General features: G+C 41.5%; 16 protein-coding genes. 6 read left to right on the forward strand and 10 right to left on the reverse strand.

From position 1 onward, the window contains the following. Positions 1-107: 107 nt before the first annotated feature. The 3 genes from ACHSBP_RS17440 to ACHSBP_RS17450 are packed head-to-tail and all read left to right on the forward strand — an operon-like array spanning position 108 to position 2,819. Positions 108-1,187, forward strand: a complete 1,080-nt coding sequence (locus tag ACHSBP_RS17440) for a porin (RefSeq protein WP_010558317.1) — start codon at positions 108-110, stop codon at positions 1,185-1,187. Positions 1,188-1,201: 14 nt separating this feature from the next. Continuing rightward, a complete protein-coding gene (locus ACHSBP_RS17445; RefSeq protein WP_010558318.1) occupies positions 1,202-1,612 on the forward strand; it encodes a phosphate ABC transporter substrate-binding protein in 411 nt (136 codons plus the stop codon). A gap of 16 nt (positions 1,613-1,628) precedes the next feature. Then, a complete protein-coding gene (locus ACHSBP_RS17450) occupies positions 1,629-2,819 on the forward strand; it encodes a hypothetical protein (RefSeq protein ID WP_395389801.1) in 1,191 nt (396 codons plus the stop codon). Positions 2,820-2,895: 76 nt separating this feature from the next. Here ACHSBP_RS17450 and ACHSBP_RS17455 read toward each other — a convergent pair whose 3' ends face one another. From ACHSBP_RS17455 to ACHSBP_RS17475, 5 genes are read right to left on the reverse strand one after another with little or no spacing between them, the layout of a single operon-like run. Continuing rightward, positions 2,896-3,552 (reverse strand): flavin reductase family protein, encoded by a 657-nt coding sequence (locus tag ACHSBP_RS17455; RefSeq protein WP_395389802.1) that lies wholly within the window; start codon positions 3,550-3,552, stop codon positions 2,896-2,898. 54 nt (positions 3,553-3,606) lie between these two features. Next, complete coding sequence (locus ACHSBP_RS17460) at positions 3,607-5,166, reverse strand: cryptochrome/photolyase family protein (RefSeq protein ID WP_395389804.1); 1,560 nt, start codon at positions 5,164-5,166, stop codon at positions 3,607-3,609. After that, a complete protein-coding gene (locus ACHSBP_RS17465; RefSeq protein WP_010558322.1) occupies positions 5,156-5,308 on the reverse strand; it encodes a DUF2256 domain-containing protein in 153 nt (50 codons plus the stop codon). Before ACHSBP_RS17465 ends, ACHSBP_RS17460 begins: the two co-directional genes overlap by 11 nt. Then, the gene (locus ACHSBP_RS17470) at positions 5,308-6,759 is read right to left on the reverse strand and encodes a deoxyribodipyrimidine photo-lyase/cryptochrome family protein (protein WP_395389806.1); all 1,452 of its coding nucleotides are present in this window, start codon (positions 6,757-6,759) and stop codon (positions 5,308-5,310) included. Before ACHSBP_RS17470 ends, ACHSBP_RS17465 begins: the two co-directional genes overlap by 1 nt. After that, the gene (locus ACHSBP_RS17475; RefSeq protein WP_395389808.1) at positions 6,760-8,118 is read right to left on the reverse strand and encodes a DASH family cryptochrome; all 1,359 of its coding nucleotides are present in this window, start codon (positions 8,116-8,118) and stop codon (positions 6,760-6,762) included. A gap of 191 nt (positions 8,119-8,309) precedes the next feature. On the opposite strand from ACHSBP_RS17475, the gene ACHSBP_RS17480 reads away from it, so the two are divergent. Both ACHSBP_RS17480 and ACHSBP_RS17485 read left to right on the forward strand, forming a co-directional pair. Then, positions 8,310-9,341 (forward strand): helix-turn-helix transcriptional regulator, encoded by a 1,032-nt coding sequence (locus ACHSBP_RS17480; RefSeq protein WP_395389809.1) that lies wholly within the window; start codon positions 8,310-8,312, stop codon positions 9,339-9,341. An 86-nt stretch (positions 9,342-9,427) separates the two neighbouring features. Beyond that, positions 9,428-10,552, forward strand: coding sequence for a hypothetical protein (locus ACHSBP_RS17485; RefSeq protein ID WP_395389810.1), 1,125 nt, complete (start codon positions 9,428-9,430; stop codon positions 10,550-10,552). 15 nt (positions 10,553-10,567) lie between these two features. Here the strand turns inward: ACHSBP_RS17485 and ACHSBP_RS17490 are convergent, their stop codons facing one another. The 5 genes from ACHSBP_RS17490 to ACHSBP_RS17510 form a co-directional block, all read right to left on the reverse strand. Next, positions 10,568-11,125: a type II secretion system protein gene (locus tag ACHSBP_RS17490; protein WP_395389811.1), complete on the reverse strand. Its 558-nt coding sequence runs from the start codon at positions 11,123-11,125 to the stop codon at positions 10,568-10,570. Positions 11,126-11,265: 140 nt separating this feature from the next. Beyond that, positions 11,266-12,741, reverse strand: a complete 1,476-nt coding sequence (locus ACHSBP_RS17495; protein WP_395389812.1) for a sensor histidine kinase — start codon at positions 12,739-12,741, stop codon at positions 11,266-11,268. Further along, the gene (locus ACHSBP_RS17500) at positions 12,738-13,475 is read right to left on the reverse strand and encodes a response regulator transcription factor (RefSeq protein ID WP_395389814.1); all 738 of its coding nucleotides are present in this window, start codon (positions 13,473-13,475) and stop codon (positions 12,738-12,740) included. The genes ACHSBP_RS17495 and ACHSBP_RS17500 overlap by 4 nt, the downstream gene beginning before the upstream one ends. A 142-nt stretch (positions 13,476-13,617) precedes the next feature. Next, on the reverse strand, positions 13,618-14,328 hold the full coding sequence (locus ACHSBP_RS17505) for a spondin domain-containing protein (RefSeq protein WP_395389815.1): 711 nt from the start codon (positions 14,326-14,328) through the stop codon (positions 13,618-13,620). 12 nt (positions 14,329-14,340) lie between these two features. Continuing rightward, positions 14,341-15,045 (reverse strand): spondin domain-containing protein, encoded by a 705-nt coding sequence (locus ACHSBP_RS17510; RefSeq protein WP_274761672.1) that lies wholly within the window; start codon positions 15,043-15,045, stop codon positions 14,341-14,343. A gap of 230 nt (positions 15,046-15,275) precedes the next feature. Here ACHSBP_RS17510 and ACHSBP_RS17515 point away from each other — a divergent pair, with 230 nt between their 5' ends. Beyond that, positions 15,276-15,611, forward strand: a complete 336-nt coding sequence (locus tag ACHSBP_RS17515) for a DUF2834 domain-containing protein (RefSeq protein ID WP_395389816.1) — start codon at positions 15,276-15,278, stop codon at positions 15,609-15,611. The last annotated feature ends 6 nt before the right edge of the window (positions 15,612-15,617 follow it).

A 15,617-nucleotide genomic window follows, 5' to 3' on the forward strand; every position in this document is an offset into this window, starting at 1 on the left:
CACTACCATTAAATTGTCGTCTATTTTTTATTTTTTGCTAGTAATCTCGTTTATTTAACTATACTTACCTCGCTAATAACGCAAATTAAGCAATTTAGGAAACGATTATGAATAATAGAGTTTTATTAGGTTGTGCATTGTGTTTTGCAGCTTTTCCAAGCTTTTCAGATGTTAATATCTCTGGTTTTACTAGCATAAATGCAGGCAAAGTACTTAGTGGCACAGGTGTTCCTCACTACGGCATTAATGAACCCACCTTTCTCGCTGACTATCCTATAGTGAGCGTATATAACGAAGATATCACCTTTAAACCCGAATCCCTTTTTGGCTTGCAAGTTAGTGCCGATGTCGGTGAAGGGTTAAGCGCAACAGCACAAATTGTTGCCCGCGGTGCAGATGACTTTAACGCAGAGTTTGAGTGGGCTTATTTGTCGTATGAGATAAACGACAACTGGACAATACAGGCAGGTAAGAAACGCCTTCCATTATTTTACTATTCTGATTTTTACGACGTTGGCTATGCCTACGTTTGGATGCGTGCCCCCGCAGATAACTACACTTGGCAGATTTTTAACTACAACGGTGTAAACGCCCTTTACACAGGATCAATCGGTGATTGGTCTTTATCGGGTAATATCTATTTTGGTCGCGAAGACGACAAAGAAAATAAACTACTTTCAGAGTTCTTTTTTAAAGAACAAACACGTGAAATTTGGAAAGACATTATTGGCGGTGTAATTCAAACCAGTAATGACTGGTTAGAAATTCGCGCAACAGCTATGAGCTATACCAACCAACGCTATATCGGTGGCGAACCATCAACATGGAACGGTAAAGATGAGCGCGATGGCAACTTTTATGGGTTAGCTGTCAACGCTGATTTTGGTAACTTTTTTGTATTAAGCGAACTAAACCGTCTCGATCTTGACGGTAATTTAGATACCGCGATGCTGACATTAGGCTACCGTATCGATTCGTTCACCCCTTTTGTCTCTTATTCTACCTTCGATCAAAAAGATGGTGATGATGGCGAAGATCACAACACTACATCATTTGGTATCCGTTGGGATTTCCACTCAAACGCAGCGTTTAAAATTCAATACGACGAGGTCGAAGACAACTCGTATGAACTGGCTGTAGCAGGTGATAGCAAGGCCATTACTATAGGCGTTGATATGGTATTTTAATTGAGGGTAATACGATGAAAAATTTTATTATTTTAACACTTATTCTATTCACATCTTGCTCATTAAGCGCTGCGGTAGATGTTATTGTTCACCCATCAAATGCAAATGCAATTGACGCGGGTGATATCAAGAAAATCTTTACAGGCAAAGCAAAATCGTTTGCCGATGGTTCAAAAGCGCTGCCCATTACTCAGGCTGATGGCAACCCTGCTACTGATGAGTTTAACCAAAACGTGTTAAACAAATCGTCTAGCCAATTAAAAGCATATTGGTCAAAGTTAGTGTTCACAGGTAAAGGCACTCCGCCAGAAGAAGCTGCAAATGATGCCGAGGTAGTGAGTTTAGTATCCAAGAATCCCAATTTAATTGGTTTTGTTTCAAAAGGCAGCGCCGATGGTAGCGTAAAGGTTGTTCAATCTTTCTAGTTGAGGTGGAGCTAATATGAAGAAACGTTATTTAATTGCTTCATTACTATTAACTGGATTTGCAACATCAAGCTATGCAGATATCCGAGTTAATGGTTTTGCCTCTATCTACGGTGGGCAAACCCTTGGTAGTGATGATGCCTTATACAATTACTCAGATGAACTAGACTGGCAGAACGACAGTTTGTTTGCGGTACAAGTTAGCGCCGATGTGATGGATGGGCTATCTGCAACCGCACAGCTGTTAGCCCGAGGCAGTGATGATTTTAATGCCGAGTTTGAGTGGGCATATTTAACCTATGAAGTATCTGAAAATTCACAGCTAAGTGCCGGTAAAATGCGAATTCCATTTTATCGGTACTCCGATTTTCTTGACGTAGGTTACGCCTACCGCTGGGTAAGACCTCCGCAATCGGTTTATAACTTGTCGTTTTCAACCTATGAAGGATTAAGCTATCTGCATAACTCAACCATAGGTGAACTTGATAGCAGCTTACAGCTAATGGTGGGTGCGGTTGATACAGATATAACCGCAATTACCGATTCCGACGCTGCTGAACTTAAAGACACAATTGGTATTAACTGGAGTTTATCAAACGGTTGGCTAACAGGACGGGTTGCTTATTTTGTTTCTGAAGCCAGTATTGATGTTAGCGGTAGTAGCGAACTCTCAGGGTTACTTAATGGCTTGCAAGCCTATGGCTTAAATCAGCAGTATAATAACTTAGCCATTGAAGAAGACGACGCTTATTTTGCAGCAATCGGTATTGGAATTGATTACAACGATATTCTATTCGACGCTGAATACACGCAATTTGAGATTGATAACAGTATTTTAGCCAAACAAACACAATATTATGTGTCGCTTGGTTATCGTATGGATTCAGTCACATTAAGTGCAACGTATGAAGGCAACGATGATGAAAATTCAAACGATCAATTTAACCAAGTACCACGCAGCATAACAGGCCCTGGCGGTGTACAAATACCTGTTGTTGCACCTGGTACAAATCCACCACTGTATTTACAAGATGCCACTAACTTAGCACTCGCATCACAAGCTGCTAAATCGAATGCATATTCGTTTACCGTACGATATGACTTCCATCCATCAGCAGCATTTAAAGTGGAATTCACCCACTTTGAAGATGATTTAAGCAACAACGACGCCGACTTAGTGACCTTTGGTGTGGACCTGGTGTTCTAATTATTATTTCCTTAAAAGCAAAAGCCCTACTCTTTTTGAGTAGGGCTTTTTTATGGAATCGGTTAAACCAATGTTATTAGCAAACGTCACCTTCAATATTCAGTAACTTTGGCTTTGTATTAGGCTTAGCATAACTTAATCGCCCTAGTCGCTCGGTTGTGTGATAGCAATCAAGACCTGAAATCGCCACGGTATCAAGCGCTTCAATATCAATAAAACCATCTTTTGCAAGCGCCATTTGTGGCACAATAATATGGGTTATTTCCCCAATGACTAATACTGTGCCGTTAATTTCGAGCGGTTTAATTTCGCGTAATTTAAGGGCAAATTTGGCTTGCGATTCACCAACAAATGGCGCATCTATGCCTTTCTCAAATTGCTCCGTCAACGCTACTTTTTCAAACTCAGATTCACTTTCGTCATAACGTGCTGATGTTTGATGGGCTTGTTGCCAAATCAATGAATTTACGTGATTAATGGTGTAGACACCCGTAACTTTAATGTTGCTCAACGTGTCTCTTGGAACGGTATCTGGCCGGATGATCATACCAATTAACGCAGGATCTGCACCTAAATGAAATACTGAACTGACGATCGCCAGATTTGTTATTCCAGATGCGTTTTGGCTACCAATTAAATTCGCACTTTTAAAGCCTGATAAACTATTAATTAACCGAGCGCGTTCGCGCTGCTCCATCGCTTTAATATCATCTTGAGTTATGTGTTTTATCATTGCATTTGCCTAAAAATCATTTGCTTTGCTATACGCTTAACCACAAGTTATCGATTACAAATTTTCAAGATTTTGCAGTAAAAAGTTCGCGCGACTAAGCACCTTATCGCGATCACCTTGTGGTTTTTTAAGCCAGTTACTTAACACCATTTTAGTGCGTGGGTTATTGGTAAAACTGTCTTTATGTTTATCCATAAATTGCCAATAAAGTGAGTTAAGCGGGCAAGCATCATCACCCACAGTGTTTGCTACGTTATAATGGCAATCGCTGCAATAATCGCTCATTTTTTTAATGTAATTACCACTTGCGGCATAGGCTTTAGAACCAACAATACCGCCATCGGCAAACTGGCTCATCCCCCGCGTATTTGGCATTTCTACCCACTCAAGTGCGTCGATATAAATGCCTAAATACCAGTCATCGACCTCATCAGGGTGAATACCTGCTATTAAGCAAAAGTTACCCGTAACCATTAAGCGTTGAATATGGTGAGCATATGCATAATCAAGTGATTGGGTAATCGCATGAAACAGGCAGCGCATTTTGGTGTTTCCACTCCAAAACCAACTTGGTAGTGGCAATTTTGCATCAAGGGCATTAAGCGATGCGTAATTGGGCATATTGGCCCAATAAATACCGCGCACAAATTCACGCCAGCCTAAAATTTGCCTAACAAAGCCTTCTACCTGTGCAATATCTATGTCGTCATTTTGTTCAAAGGCCTCTATGGCAGCATTCACAACGCTATGGGGGCTTATCATTTTTGCATTAATGGCAAACGATAACCTTGAATGATATAAACTCCAGCCTTTATCCTCACCAAACTCAATAAGTTTGCCTGTCATTGCATCTTGAAATTGACCGAACTTCGGTAATAGCGTTTTACAGAAAAAGGCGAGCAGCTGCTTTGCTTGACTGCGATTAATTGGCCACAGCAATTGTTTTTCCGCTTTACCCATAGTTTTAATGCCATGCCTTTCAATGCGCGCCAAAATGTCACTGACATCATTAGCAAAAACAAGTGGCTCAGGAATATCGGCGAGATCACTTGCTTTTAACTTATTGCGGTTTTGACTATCAAAATTCCACTGCCCCGTAAGGGGTTCATCGCCATTCATTAATAAATTAAATTCCACGCGCATTTTGCGATAAAAATGCTCTAACCGGTGTTTTTTACCATGCTTGAAATAACTGGCTAATTGATTATCAGCCAAGTAAAAATGCTCGGTATCAAATACCTTGTAGTCAATAGAAAGGCTTTGACAGTAATCAGTTAGCTGGGCACGTAAACGGTACTCATCGGGCAATTGATAGCAAAAAGAACGAATACCGTGCTCTTTGATTAAATGATTTAATAAGTCGGGTAAATCAGCGTACTTTTGCGTGTCGTCTAAGGTTAAGTAAATCACCTTATGACCAGCTTTTTCTAATGCGCCAGCAAATGCATGCATTGCCGCAAAAAACGCCGATATTTTTTGTATATGATGGGTGGTGTAACTCGCTTCTTGATATAGCTCGGCAATCACATACGTTACATTGTGCGACTTTTCTTTAAACCAAGAATGCTGAGCATTAAGCTGGTCGCCCAAAATTAAACGAAGCTCACTGGTCATTATGCTTTCCTTTTTGTCGATTACCCGCACAGCGTTTAGAGCAATATTTCACATTGTGCCAATCTCGCTGCCATTTTTTTCGCCATGTAAATGGGCGTTCACACACTTGGCATATTTTTGTGGGTAGTTCTGATTTTTTCACTAATTTGGCCTAACATGGCGATTAAGTAACCGCTTACTTTCAATCACGACTTTTGGCTTTTTACGCCATAACCAAAGTAACGCTTGTGCATCTTTATAGCTTTGTTTTACATCAACAATCGGCTCAGGATAATCTTCACCCAATGTAAAGCCATACATCATTTGTTCCATTTGTGATAACTGCCACGGGCTGTGGATCAATGGTGCTGGTACTTCACAAAGTTCAGGCACCCACTTTCTAACAAAGACGCCTTTTTCGTCTTTTTCTTCCCCCTGTTTTACGGGGCTATAAATTCTAATGGTATTAATACCTGTCACACCCGCTTGCATTTGAAATTGACTGTAATGAATACCTGGCTCGAAATCTAAAAATAAACTGGCAAGGTGCGCTACACCTGCGCGCCAATCAAGCTCTAAGTGATGACACAAAAAACTCACTAACATGGCGCGCATGCGAAAATTTATATAACCAGTTTCAATTAGGCAGCGCATACAGGCATCAACCATTGGAATACCAGTCTGTCCCGTTTTCCAAGCGTGTAATCTTTGCTCTGCTAATTCACCTGTCACCCGTGGTAAGTCGTCATACCCTTTGTTAACGTGGCGAAACTCCATCTCACACTCGCTTTCAAATTTCTGAATAAAGTGGCAATGCCAATGAAGTCGCGATGTAAAAGCAACAAGGCTTCTACGCCAGCCGGGAACTTGCCAGTGACTGAGTACCGTTTGATACACTTGTCGCAAACTAATATTGCCCCACGCCAAATACGGCGATAATCGCGAGCAATGAATTTGACTTAAACTTGGGCTTGAAAGGTTAAATGCATACTCTTTACCGCGAGCGGTAAAAAAGTCGTTAAGCACATTAAATGCTTCGCTTTCTCCGCCATTTTGAAACTGCCCCTGAATATTTTGAAAGCGCGTTTCAAAATGTGGCAACTGACATTCAAACTCATTATTTTTAAACCAGTTAACTTTGTTTAAATCAAGATTCAAACAAGGCGCGCGCATTACCTGCTGCCAGTTTTCATCCCAATGAGTGCGATGGGTTAAGCCCCGTTGTACCGCCCCTAAAGGGGTTTCATGCCAGCTAACTTGATTGTTTTTGCACCAAGTCGCAAACGCTTTGTCGCGCGCAAAGGTGTTATCAAGGCCTATTTCTTGATGAGAAAACACCTGCGAAATAACGTATTTAAGATTAAGCGCTTGAAATACTGCTAGAGCATCCCCCTTTGCGACATACAACGCGCCTGTTGGCAGTTTGTTTGCCATATCGCTTAGTGACTGCGAGACAAAGCGCCAATGGCGCTCAGAATAGTTCGCATCGTCAAGCAACATGTCTTCAAAACAGTACACCAATAATACTGGTAGCTCCGTTTTTGTTGCCTCAAACAGAGGGGCGTGATCAGACAGGCGTAAATCACGTTTTAACCAAACAACTGCAATGCTCATTTAAGTTACATCGCTTAAGATTGGCCAATCTGCTGCATCATTAGCATCAAGCAAAGAGCCAACCGCTGAGCCTTGCCACTTTCGAATAAATACGCCGTTTGCATCAAACAACTCGGTTTGCTTTTCAATATTGAAATGCCGCCCACCATGCGGATCAACACCAACGCCTGCAATGTACTGCCAATTACCCCAATTTGACGCCACATCAAAATCAATCAGTTGCTGTTGAAAGTAAGCAGCACCATAGCGCCAATCAAGCTGTAACTCATTTACAAAACAACTTGCCGCAATTTGCCTGCCACGATTTGACATATAACCAGTCGCGTTAAGTTGTTTCATAAGTGCATTAACTAACGGGTAAGGTGTATTACCACTACACCATTTTTGATATCGCTCAGCAAAAAAGCTGGTGAGCGGTTTTGTATCACTGAGGCCTGAAAACGTATAAAGGCGCTCGCCTAATCTTACGCTCAGCCACTGAAAATATTCACGCCATAACAGTTCAAACTTAATCCAATACGTTGATTCGTTGGCGCCGTCTGATTGTTCATATTGTAATACCGCATGCCAAATTTGCCTTGGCGATAAATTACCTATCGCTAAATAAGGGCTAAATTTTGTCGAGTTGTGCCAGCCATCAAGTTCATTGCGGGTTTCTTTGTATGTTTTTGCCGCGCCGCTGTTTAAGTAACTCACCAAGTGATATTTACCCGCGTGTTCTCCTGCAAAAAAAGGCATTTCATTGGGCATTGTATAAGCCCCACCATAACGCTCAAACCAAGCAAGCAGCGCACAATTGTTGTCAACCTTAATAGCTTTGGGCCAATGCTCTGGCGTTAATGGGCTTTCCAACGAGGTTGGTGCCGAAACTGTTAATGGCTTTTTCTCAACTTTATTGCGAAATTTACTAAAACTGCCCGACATACAATCGAGGGTAGCAATTTGATGCTGTGAAAACAGTGTATGTTGCCAAAACTGCGTGAAGTTAACTTTTGAATGGGTGCTTTGCAATTCAGCTAGCTTACGCTTTTCGAATTCACCTACTTGCTCTGCAACCACCAGCTGATTTATGTCATGCTCACGAATAAACTCACTTACTTCACTTTGAGCCGCGCCCTCTAACACTATTAACTGATGACCTAGTGCTTGCAGCTCATCGGCAAGTTCTTGTAGAGCATTTAAAATAAATCGCGTTTGATGGTCGCCTAGCAGTTGGCTGTGATAGTTATTGGCAATTTTTGTACTGGGGTCAAGCACATAAACAAAAGCGATTTGTTCACTGTTTTTCAGCGCATATTCTAGCGCAGAATTATCACTTAAGCGTAAATCATGGGTAAACCAGTAAAGGGTTTTAAGCACTATTTTCAACCGAGCGTGTTACGAACTGTAGCATTAGATACGTAATTCAAAGTTAAAAAGTTCAAAACAACAACCCGCCTTTTTAAACCGCCCCATAGCATTGTGCATTTATCACAAAGGGCTTGTTTAAACATTATTGTCAATTAGCCTTGGTATTGTTTGTCGCTAGCGGTATGAGTGGGGAAGTAAACGTGATCACAGCGATTCTATTAGCCGGTTTTGCACAGAGTTTGGTGTTATCTGGCTTTTTGTACAATAAATCGAAACAAATTCAGCAGTTTAAAATTTTGATGCTGATCCATTTAGTGTTTGCTTTAGATCTCTTTTTAGTATTTGCCGGTCAGCTTAATTGGCTTTCATCGCGACTAAACGCATGTTGGGGAGCAATTTACGCCATTTTATTTTTTGTTTTTATTCGCAGCTGCATCGGTTTGATGCCGTCAAAGCGCGAAATTATATGTTACTTCGCGCCTTGGCTGGCACTTAACATTTCTGTTATTGATTTTCTTTACGATCCGAAAAGCACAGTGTTGTCATTGCGTCACGAATTATCGGGCTACTTTTTACTGGTTATTTATCTTTATTTTGCCATTTGGGCAACTATAACAGTAAGGCGATATCGCAAACAACAAGCGCGGTTTTCAACCACACTTAGCAACGAGAATATTCTGTTGTTATGGGGAATATGCGCCAGCTTATTTTTAGCTATTTCTGTTATTCCATTTCAATACCTCTTGCAAACCAGCTTGCCTTTACCGCAACTATTAATGTGCTGTGTGATGTATGGCATTACCTATGTGCTGTTACTAAAACCCCAGCTACTTGATTTTAAAGCTAAGCAAGTGGCAAACACTCACAAAGAAAAATTACACGCGAGTGAAGATGCATTACTTGCCGAGCACATTTTAACCTCACTTGATGAGCAGCAGCTTTTTACCGATCCCAACCTGAGTTTACAAACCTTTGCCGATCACTTGGCAATGAAACCCTATTTGCTCTCGCAGGTGTTAAACCATCATTTGGGGATAAAATTTATTGATTTAATTAATCAACGGCGAATTGAATATGTTTGCAACCTAATTAAAAATCAGCCACATATGCCAATGTTAACAATTGCGATGCAAGCGGGCTTTAATGCTAAATCGACCTTCAATGCGGCATTTAAAAAATATCGCAATCTCACCCCAAGCGAGTATAAATCCCAAGTATTAAGTACATATTAGCGAATCTGTACGTACAAAAACGCCAATAAGACGACACCAAATGCGAAACGCTGAACCATAAAGCCTTTAAATAAAAGGAGAACTTTATGAACTACAAAACACTTATTGCGCTTTGTTTGTCGCTGTTATTAATTGCGTGTGATAGCGATGATGCACTGTTTGACAACCCATCTACGCAACACGTTTACCCCGCACCAAGCGGGCAATATCGTGTTGGTATCATGGAGTTTGATATTACCGACTACCGCGAAGATAAACTGGCTCCAGAGCTCGGCGAACAGCGTAAGTTTACGGTTCGTGTGCATTACCCAAGCCAATTACGTTCAACGCTCTACCATCCGTACTTTGATAAATGGCAACACCAAGTTGATTACCTATCTGCACAGAGGCCACAAGATGCACCTATTCACCCCAGGCAACATGAGCTGCAAAGCATGTTGTCTTGGTCAAATTCAAAAGCGCCGATCGCATATCATCAGGAAAATGGCTGGCCGGTGCTTTTTTACTCTCATGGCTTAGGACTTTTTAATGCTGACAACACCGAGCTGCAAGAGGAGCTCGCAAGTCATGGCTTTGCCGTGGTTTCAATTAACCATACTTATTTGGCTGGCGTTACCAGTTTTCAAAATGGCGAGCAAAAAGGGCTATTTTTACCAAGTGGCAAACACGATGTGCAAACTCCTGCTGGTCGCGCATACTTTGATAATAACGTTGCCCCTGAAATTGCCAAAGACGTGCTCGCTGCATATCAGTGGTTAACGCAAGAAAGCTGGCAATTTGAGCATCAGCTCAATTTAAACAATGTTGGCATGCTGGGTTTTAGCTTAGGAGCAAGTGCGGCAATGAATGCCTGCCAGCAACTGTTAGTATGCAAGGCCGCAGCAAATATGGATGGTATCGTATTGGGTGACGTGGCACTATATCCACTAAACAAACCACTGTTACTATTTCGCTCGGAAAATCCTTTCTCACAGCTCGAGCCAATTTATCACGCGAACCAAAATGACAGCATTTTGGTATCAATTCACGGCAGCCAGCATAATGACTTTACCGACCAAAACCGCTGGATTGTTGGTTATCCGAGCGAGGTTGATAAAAACACCATGCATAACATTGTTAAACAACATATGCAGCGCTTTTTTAGTCACTTTTTAAAGGCGCAGCCATTGGTACTCGCCGAATTTGAAGGTGTTAGCATTCAGCAGAAGTGATTCGGCTAATCTAAACTAGCAGCCAGTATCAACGGTAGAGGCCACTTTACTGGTAACTTGGCTGCCATTTTCAGCAAAGGCGTAATAGGCATAGCATTCGTCTTGTAGGCTGTAGCCTTTAGGGAAAATAAATAATCCCCAGCCCTGAATACTGCTATTTACATACGATGCCGGGGTTTGATCTATCACACATAAGCGCTCTTGGCAGTTATAGCTTGCAACTAAACTAGCACCTAAATCGAAATACCCATTGCCCACATAACTAAAATCACCGTCCATTAAATTGCCCAACGCGTTGTTCCAAATTTCTTGCGGCGCACCAAAATAGGTATTAATAGTAACCCCATTAACAGTAACGGATTCATTGCTGACTTTGTGTTTATGTTGAATTACAGCTTTGGCATAAATGCCATCGGTAAGCTGTTCTAACCCTGCAGCTACTTGTTTAAGTGTTGCAATGTTTGCATCACGATTAAGTGAAAGGAATTTAGGCGCTGCAACGACAGCTAAAACGCCGATTACAACAATCACTAAAATCAATTCAATTAAGGTAAAGCCGCGATGAGAGATCATAGAAGTGAAATACCTTTTAACGTTAAACGCTTAATGGATAAGGGGAGTCCTCATACATGCCCTAAAGATAAGCTTTCTGGCAAAAATGTTCAAATAATTAAAATAGCGAACATCCGTGTTCCACTAATACCAAATGAGCATTAAACCGGTTTGGAGGGGCGTAAGGTAAATGCGAATTCAGTGCCTTTTCCAAGTTCACTTTTTACTTTGATATCGGATTTAATCAGCTGAATTAAACGGTTTGTTATTGCAAGCCCTAACCCCGCATGGGACTTTTTACAGCCTAGGCTGTTACTTGCACGGTATCGCGCTTCAAAAATATAGGGTAAATCTTCGCTGCTAATACCCACGCCGGTATCGGCAACAACAATTTTGTATAGCTGTGACTCTAAAACGACTTTGATACTGATCGTGCCTCCTTGATTAGTATGACGTAGCGCATTTTCGATTAGATTGGTCAAAATACGCTCTAACTTTGCAATATCTGAATAAACACTAAAATCGCATTCTTTTGGATGCACTTGTAATTGTATGCCCGCTTTTTCAGCGCGTAGGGCAAACTTTGCCATCACATCGTAAATTAACTCACCTAAATTAAACACTTCCAGATTAATATTGGTTTGGCCGGATTCAAGATGGGCGAGTTCAAAAATTTGATCAATCAAGGCTTTTAATTGGCCGCAATTTTTAAGCGTTACATTTAAATAATGCGCGGCTTTTTCATTAGCATTGGGCGTTTCTTTGTTAAGTAACTCTAAATAGCCTTGCAGCGAGGCAAGTGGCGTGCGTAAATCATGAGATAAATGCGCAAGTAATTCTCGGCGCTGCTCATCAAGCGCTGTTAGCTGCATCATTTGCTGATTGATAGTGATAAGCATGCGATTTACCGCCGCACCTAATTGATGAATTTCATTGTGGTGTTCTGGCCAATCCAATAAAGGCAGTTCTGAAATATCAAATTCCGTTTTATCCACTTTTTGAATAAAACTACTTAAAGTTCTAAGTGGTTTAGTAATAGTGCGAAACACCACCAACATGCTAATGAGCAAAAACCCTAAACCTAATACTAACCAGATACTGCTTACTAGAATTTGCTCTGAGCTTTTAATCGACGCAAATATAGAATCGTAAATCGACGAGCCAATAATCACGTACAAATAACCTTGTAGGGTATCGCCGTTATACACAGGGGCAACTGAAAAAATCTTTTTGTGATCAAAATTGCGCGGATCATCACCGTAAATCGGTAAATTAGACTGGTCTTCAATTAAGGTAACAAGCGGCGCTAAATCGATAAACTGGCGTTTAACTTGCCCTGGTTTGGCTGAAAACGTCAGTAATTTGCCACTCGGGTCAACAAAATAAAACTCAAACGCAGGGCCAAGTACCATTAAGGTATGGAATAAGTTTTCCAATGCCTTGTAGTCGTATACTCCTTGCTTTAGCAGTGGGTTATCATTGGCTAAATGTTCGGCCAAACCCAAGTGCAGCGCTTGCTCTGCCTGTGCTCGACTTACTTGCGATACGCTTTGTGTCCACCATAAAAAAAGGCTGGCAGTAAGAATAAATATGCTCGCTAATGTAAGTGAGAGCTTAGTATACAGCGAGTTTTTCATAGTGCCGCAACAGCCAAAGACTTAGCATTGAGTTTGTAACCAACGCCCCAAACCGTTTCAATAACGTGTTGTTTAGCATGCTTTTCAAGTTTGCCTCGCAGTCGATTGATATGTGAGTTTACGGTATGTTCATAACCGCTATGGTCGTAGCCCCAAACTGACTCTAATAATTGGCTTCTTGAAAACACTTGGTTAGGGTGTTTTGCAAAAAACACCATTAAGTCGAATTCGGTTGCGGTAAGTGGTAAATCTTCCCCTTGAAAACGCACTTCATGGCTAAAGGGGTCGATGTGTAGCGCACCACAATTAAGCACCTGCGGTTGCTCACTGTTTTGCATGCTTTGTGCTTGGCTTTGCTGTAATAAGCGGATGTGCCTGATTTGCGTTTTAATACGCGCTTGAAATTCACGATAGCTAAACGGTTTGCAAATATAGTCGTCTGCGCCCATTTCAAGGCCAATAATACGATCCATTTCACTGCTTTTAGATGTGAGTAGTACCACGCTCACCTCGGGCATTTTGGTTTTTATTTCGCGGCATAAGGTTAGCCCGTCTACTGTGGGTAACATTATATCCAGTAAGATAATTTGATAATCTTGTTTTGCTAATTGGGCCAGTGCCGCTTCACCAGTTGTAACATGATCGACATGCAAGTTAAGTTCATTTAAATGAACTTGCAGTAACCCCGCAATATCGTGATCATCTTCAACAATCAGTACCGAGTGTTGCATCATCACACCTCTGCTTATTATAGAAATAAGATAGGCCGACGAAGACAACAACAAGGTACACTAAATAAGTGCGCTACAGTGTTTTAAAGTGCTAACTCGGGTTTACTGCAGCACACTATTCAACGTGGCAAAACAAATCGCCGGCCTATTTAACGCGTGTTACGGTGACAGCCAATAGCGGGTTGTCGAATTTATGAAGACTGGTTAATACTGAAGTACTCAGCCCATCATCTTGTCCAACAACACCTGGATGCATCGCAACTTTATTTATTTCTTCGCGTGCACTGTTAAAGCCTTCACCTCCATCAGCTGGCCCCGGTATGGTACCTGGCGCTTCAGAGTTGGCTTCTGTGCCCGCATCATAAGCAAAGGTTTTATAGTACTGCATATCCCCTACACTCATTGAAGAAACATCTATGGCATTAAGACCGGTAAAGCCATCATTTGTATTCACCATCATCGAAATTAATGATAATTTTTGGCCTTCTAGCATCTCGCTTGTGAGCATTAGCTCAACTTTTTGCCCCGGCATTAATACGCCATCACTTGATGTGCTAGCATTCACCACATCTAAAGCCAAAAGGCCCGAGTTATCACCGGATTCTGCCAGTACTTCAAGTGGCTCAGATGCCATTTCACCAATTTGCCAAAATTGACCAGAGGTATGTAAAGCACTGCCTAGCGGCGACATCGGTTGTGCCTGCGTTAAATTCACGGCAGTTACCATAAATTCATAAGTCATTGTGGTTGGCGGCGTGATTACTGGTGGCTCAACCGTCATTTTGTCGTTATCGTCATCTCCACAGGCAACAAGCGCTAAACATGCTGCTGGGATCAAAATTTTACTAAGTCTCATAATGACCCCCAATTACTTCACAGTGACGGTTACTTTCGCAACTGGGTTTAACCAGCGGTGAACTGTGTTATGTAAGTCACTACTACCACCAGAAGCATTGTCATCGCCAAGGTTTCCGCGGTGAACATGGATCATTTTATTCTCTTCGCTAGTGGTAACGCCTGTGCCATTTTCGCCAGGAGCAACCCCAGGAGACGCCGGAATACCAAGTTCACCCGGTGCGCCAGATCCATTTTTTACTAACTCATTATTGGCTTCTGTGCCCGCATCGTAGGCATTTAAATAAATGGTGTAAGTACCCACTTCGCTTGGAATACTCCAGCTGTTTAGGCCAACAAAGCCATCATTGGTTGGCAGCATCATACCGACAATTGATAATTGGGTATTGCCGTCAGCTGTCATTAAGTTGGTCATGGTACTCATGGCTGGGGCAAGTAAACCACCCGCTGGGTTTGCCATGGTATCTGCGCCAATACCATTTACCATAGCTACAAGCCCATCTAAGCTGCCGCCTTCGGCCATTGCTTGCAGTTCAGGTGAAGCCGCTTCACCTAATTTATATAACATGGCATCGTTCGAATGCGCCGTAACAAGTAACGGCGTGAAATAAATGCCTTGGGTTAAGTTAGTAATTTTTACATCTATATCTGCAGCACTTGCATTGCCAGCTGCAAGAAGTGCACTAGTAGCAAAAAGTGAAAGGATTTGTGTCTTCATAATTTGTTCTCGGTTGTTTTTGACCCTTTCACTATGAAAAACAAAGTTCTCAATGCCATCACCGAAATCTCACAAAATTATCACGATTTCATAAAAAATTTTAACTTGCGATAAATGAATAAGAATTGTTCAATTGAGCACTGGCAAAATATAAATTAATCTGTAGCGCAAAATACGCCTTGGCTAATTTTGGTTATCGCACAAAACATGAAATGGATGTTCAACATAGTATGAAGTACTTTTATCTCACAGCTGCACTTTTAGGCAGCATTATTCCTTATGGTACGTTTCTACCTTGGCTAATCGAAAATGGCGCAAATATATCTTTATTTGTTGAATTGGCATCGGCTAACCCTATTAGCTTATTCGCTTGGCTTGATGTGTTAATCGCCGCAATTACCTTAATTGTGTTTATTATTGTCGATGCAAAAACAAATAAAGTTGCGTATTGGTACTTAGCGCTTGTGGGCACATTATGTGTGGGCGTGTCATGTGGCTTACCACTTTATTTATATTTGCGTACCCGTGAGCAAAACACGCGCTTAACTCACGCAAAGTCAATTTAAGGAATT

This window comes from Pseudoalteromonas sp. XMcav1-K (assembly GCF_044005875.1).
GTDB lineage: Bacteria > Pseudomonadota > Gammaproteobacteria > Enterobacterales > Alteromonadaceae > Pseudoalteromonas > Pseudoalteromonas spongiae.

Excerpts from the sequence above, each read along its gene's own strand:
- ACHSBP_RS17440 (WP_010558317.1), top strand. The coding sequence starts at position 108 with ATGAATAATAGAGTTTTATTAGGTTGTGCATTGTGTTTTGCAGCTTTT.
- ACHSBP_RS17460 (WP_395389804.1), bottom strand. The coding sequence starts at position 5,166 with ATGACCAGTGAGCTTCGTTTAATTTTGGGCGACCAGCTTAATGCTCAG.
- ACHSBP_RS17495 (WP_395389812.1), bottom strand. The coding sequence starts at position 12,741 with ATGAAAAACTCGCTGTATACTAAGCTCTCACTTACATTAGCGAGCATA.
- ACHSBP_RS17510 (WP_274761672.1), bottom strand. The coding sequence starts at position 15,045 with ATGAAGACACAAATCCTTTCACTTTTTGCTACTAGTGCACTTCTTGCA.
- ACHSBP_RS17455 (WP_395389802.1), bottom strand. The coding sequence starts at position 3,552 with ATGATAAAACACATAACTCAAGATGATATTAAAGCGATGGAGCAGCGC.
- ACHSBP_RS17515 (WP_395389816.1), top strand. The coding sequence starts at position 15,276 with ATGAAGTACTTTTATCTCACAGCTGCACTTTTAGGCAGCATTATTCCT.
- ACHSBP_RS17450 (WP_395389801.1), top strand. The coding sequence starts at position 1,629 with ATGAAGAAACGTTATTTAATTGCTTCATTACTATTAACTGGATTTGCA.
- ACHSBP_RS17505 (WP_395389815.1), bottom strand. The coding sequence starts at position 14,328 with ATGAGACTTAGTAAAATTTTGATCCCAGCAGCATGTTTAGCGCTTGTT.
- ACHSBP_RS17470 (WP_395389806.1), bottom strand. The coding sequence starts at position 6,759 with ATGAGCATTGCAGTTGTTTGGTTAAAACGTGATTTACGCCTGTCTGAT.
- ACHSBP_RS17445 (WP_010558318.1), top strand. The coding sequence starts at position 1,202 with ATGAAAAATTTTATTATTTTAACACTTATTCTATTCACATCTTGCTCA.
- ACHSBP_RS17485 (WP_395389810.1), top strand. The coding sequence starts at position 9,428 with ATGAACTACAAAACACTTATTGCGCTTTGTTTGTCGCTGTTATTAATT.
- ACHSBP_RS17500 (WP_395389814.1), bottom strand. The coding sequence starts at position 13,475 with ATGATGCAACACTCGGTACTGATTGTTGAAGATGATCACGATATTGCG.
- ACHSBP_RS17490 (WP_395389811.1), bottom strand. The coding sequence starts at position 11,125 with ATGATCTCTCATCGCGGCTTTACCTTAATTGAATTGATTTTAGTGATT.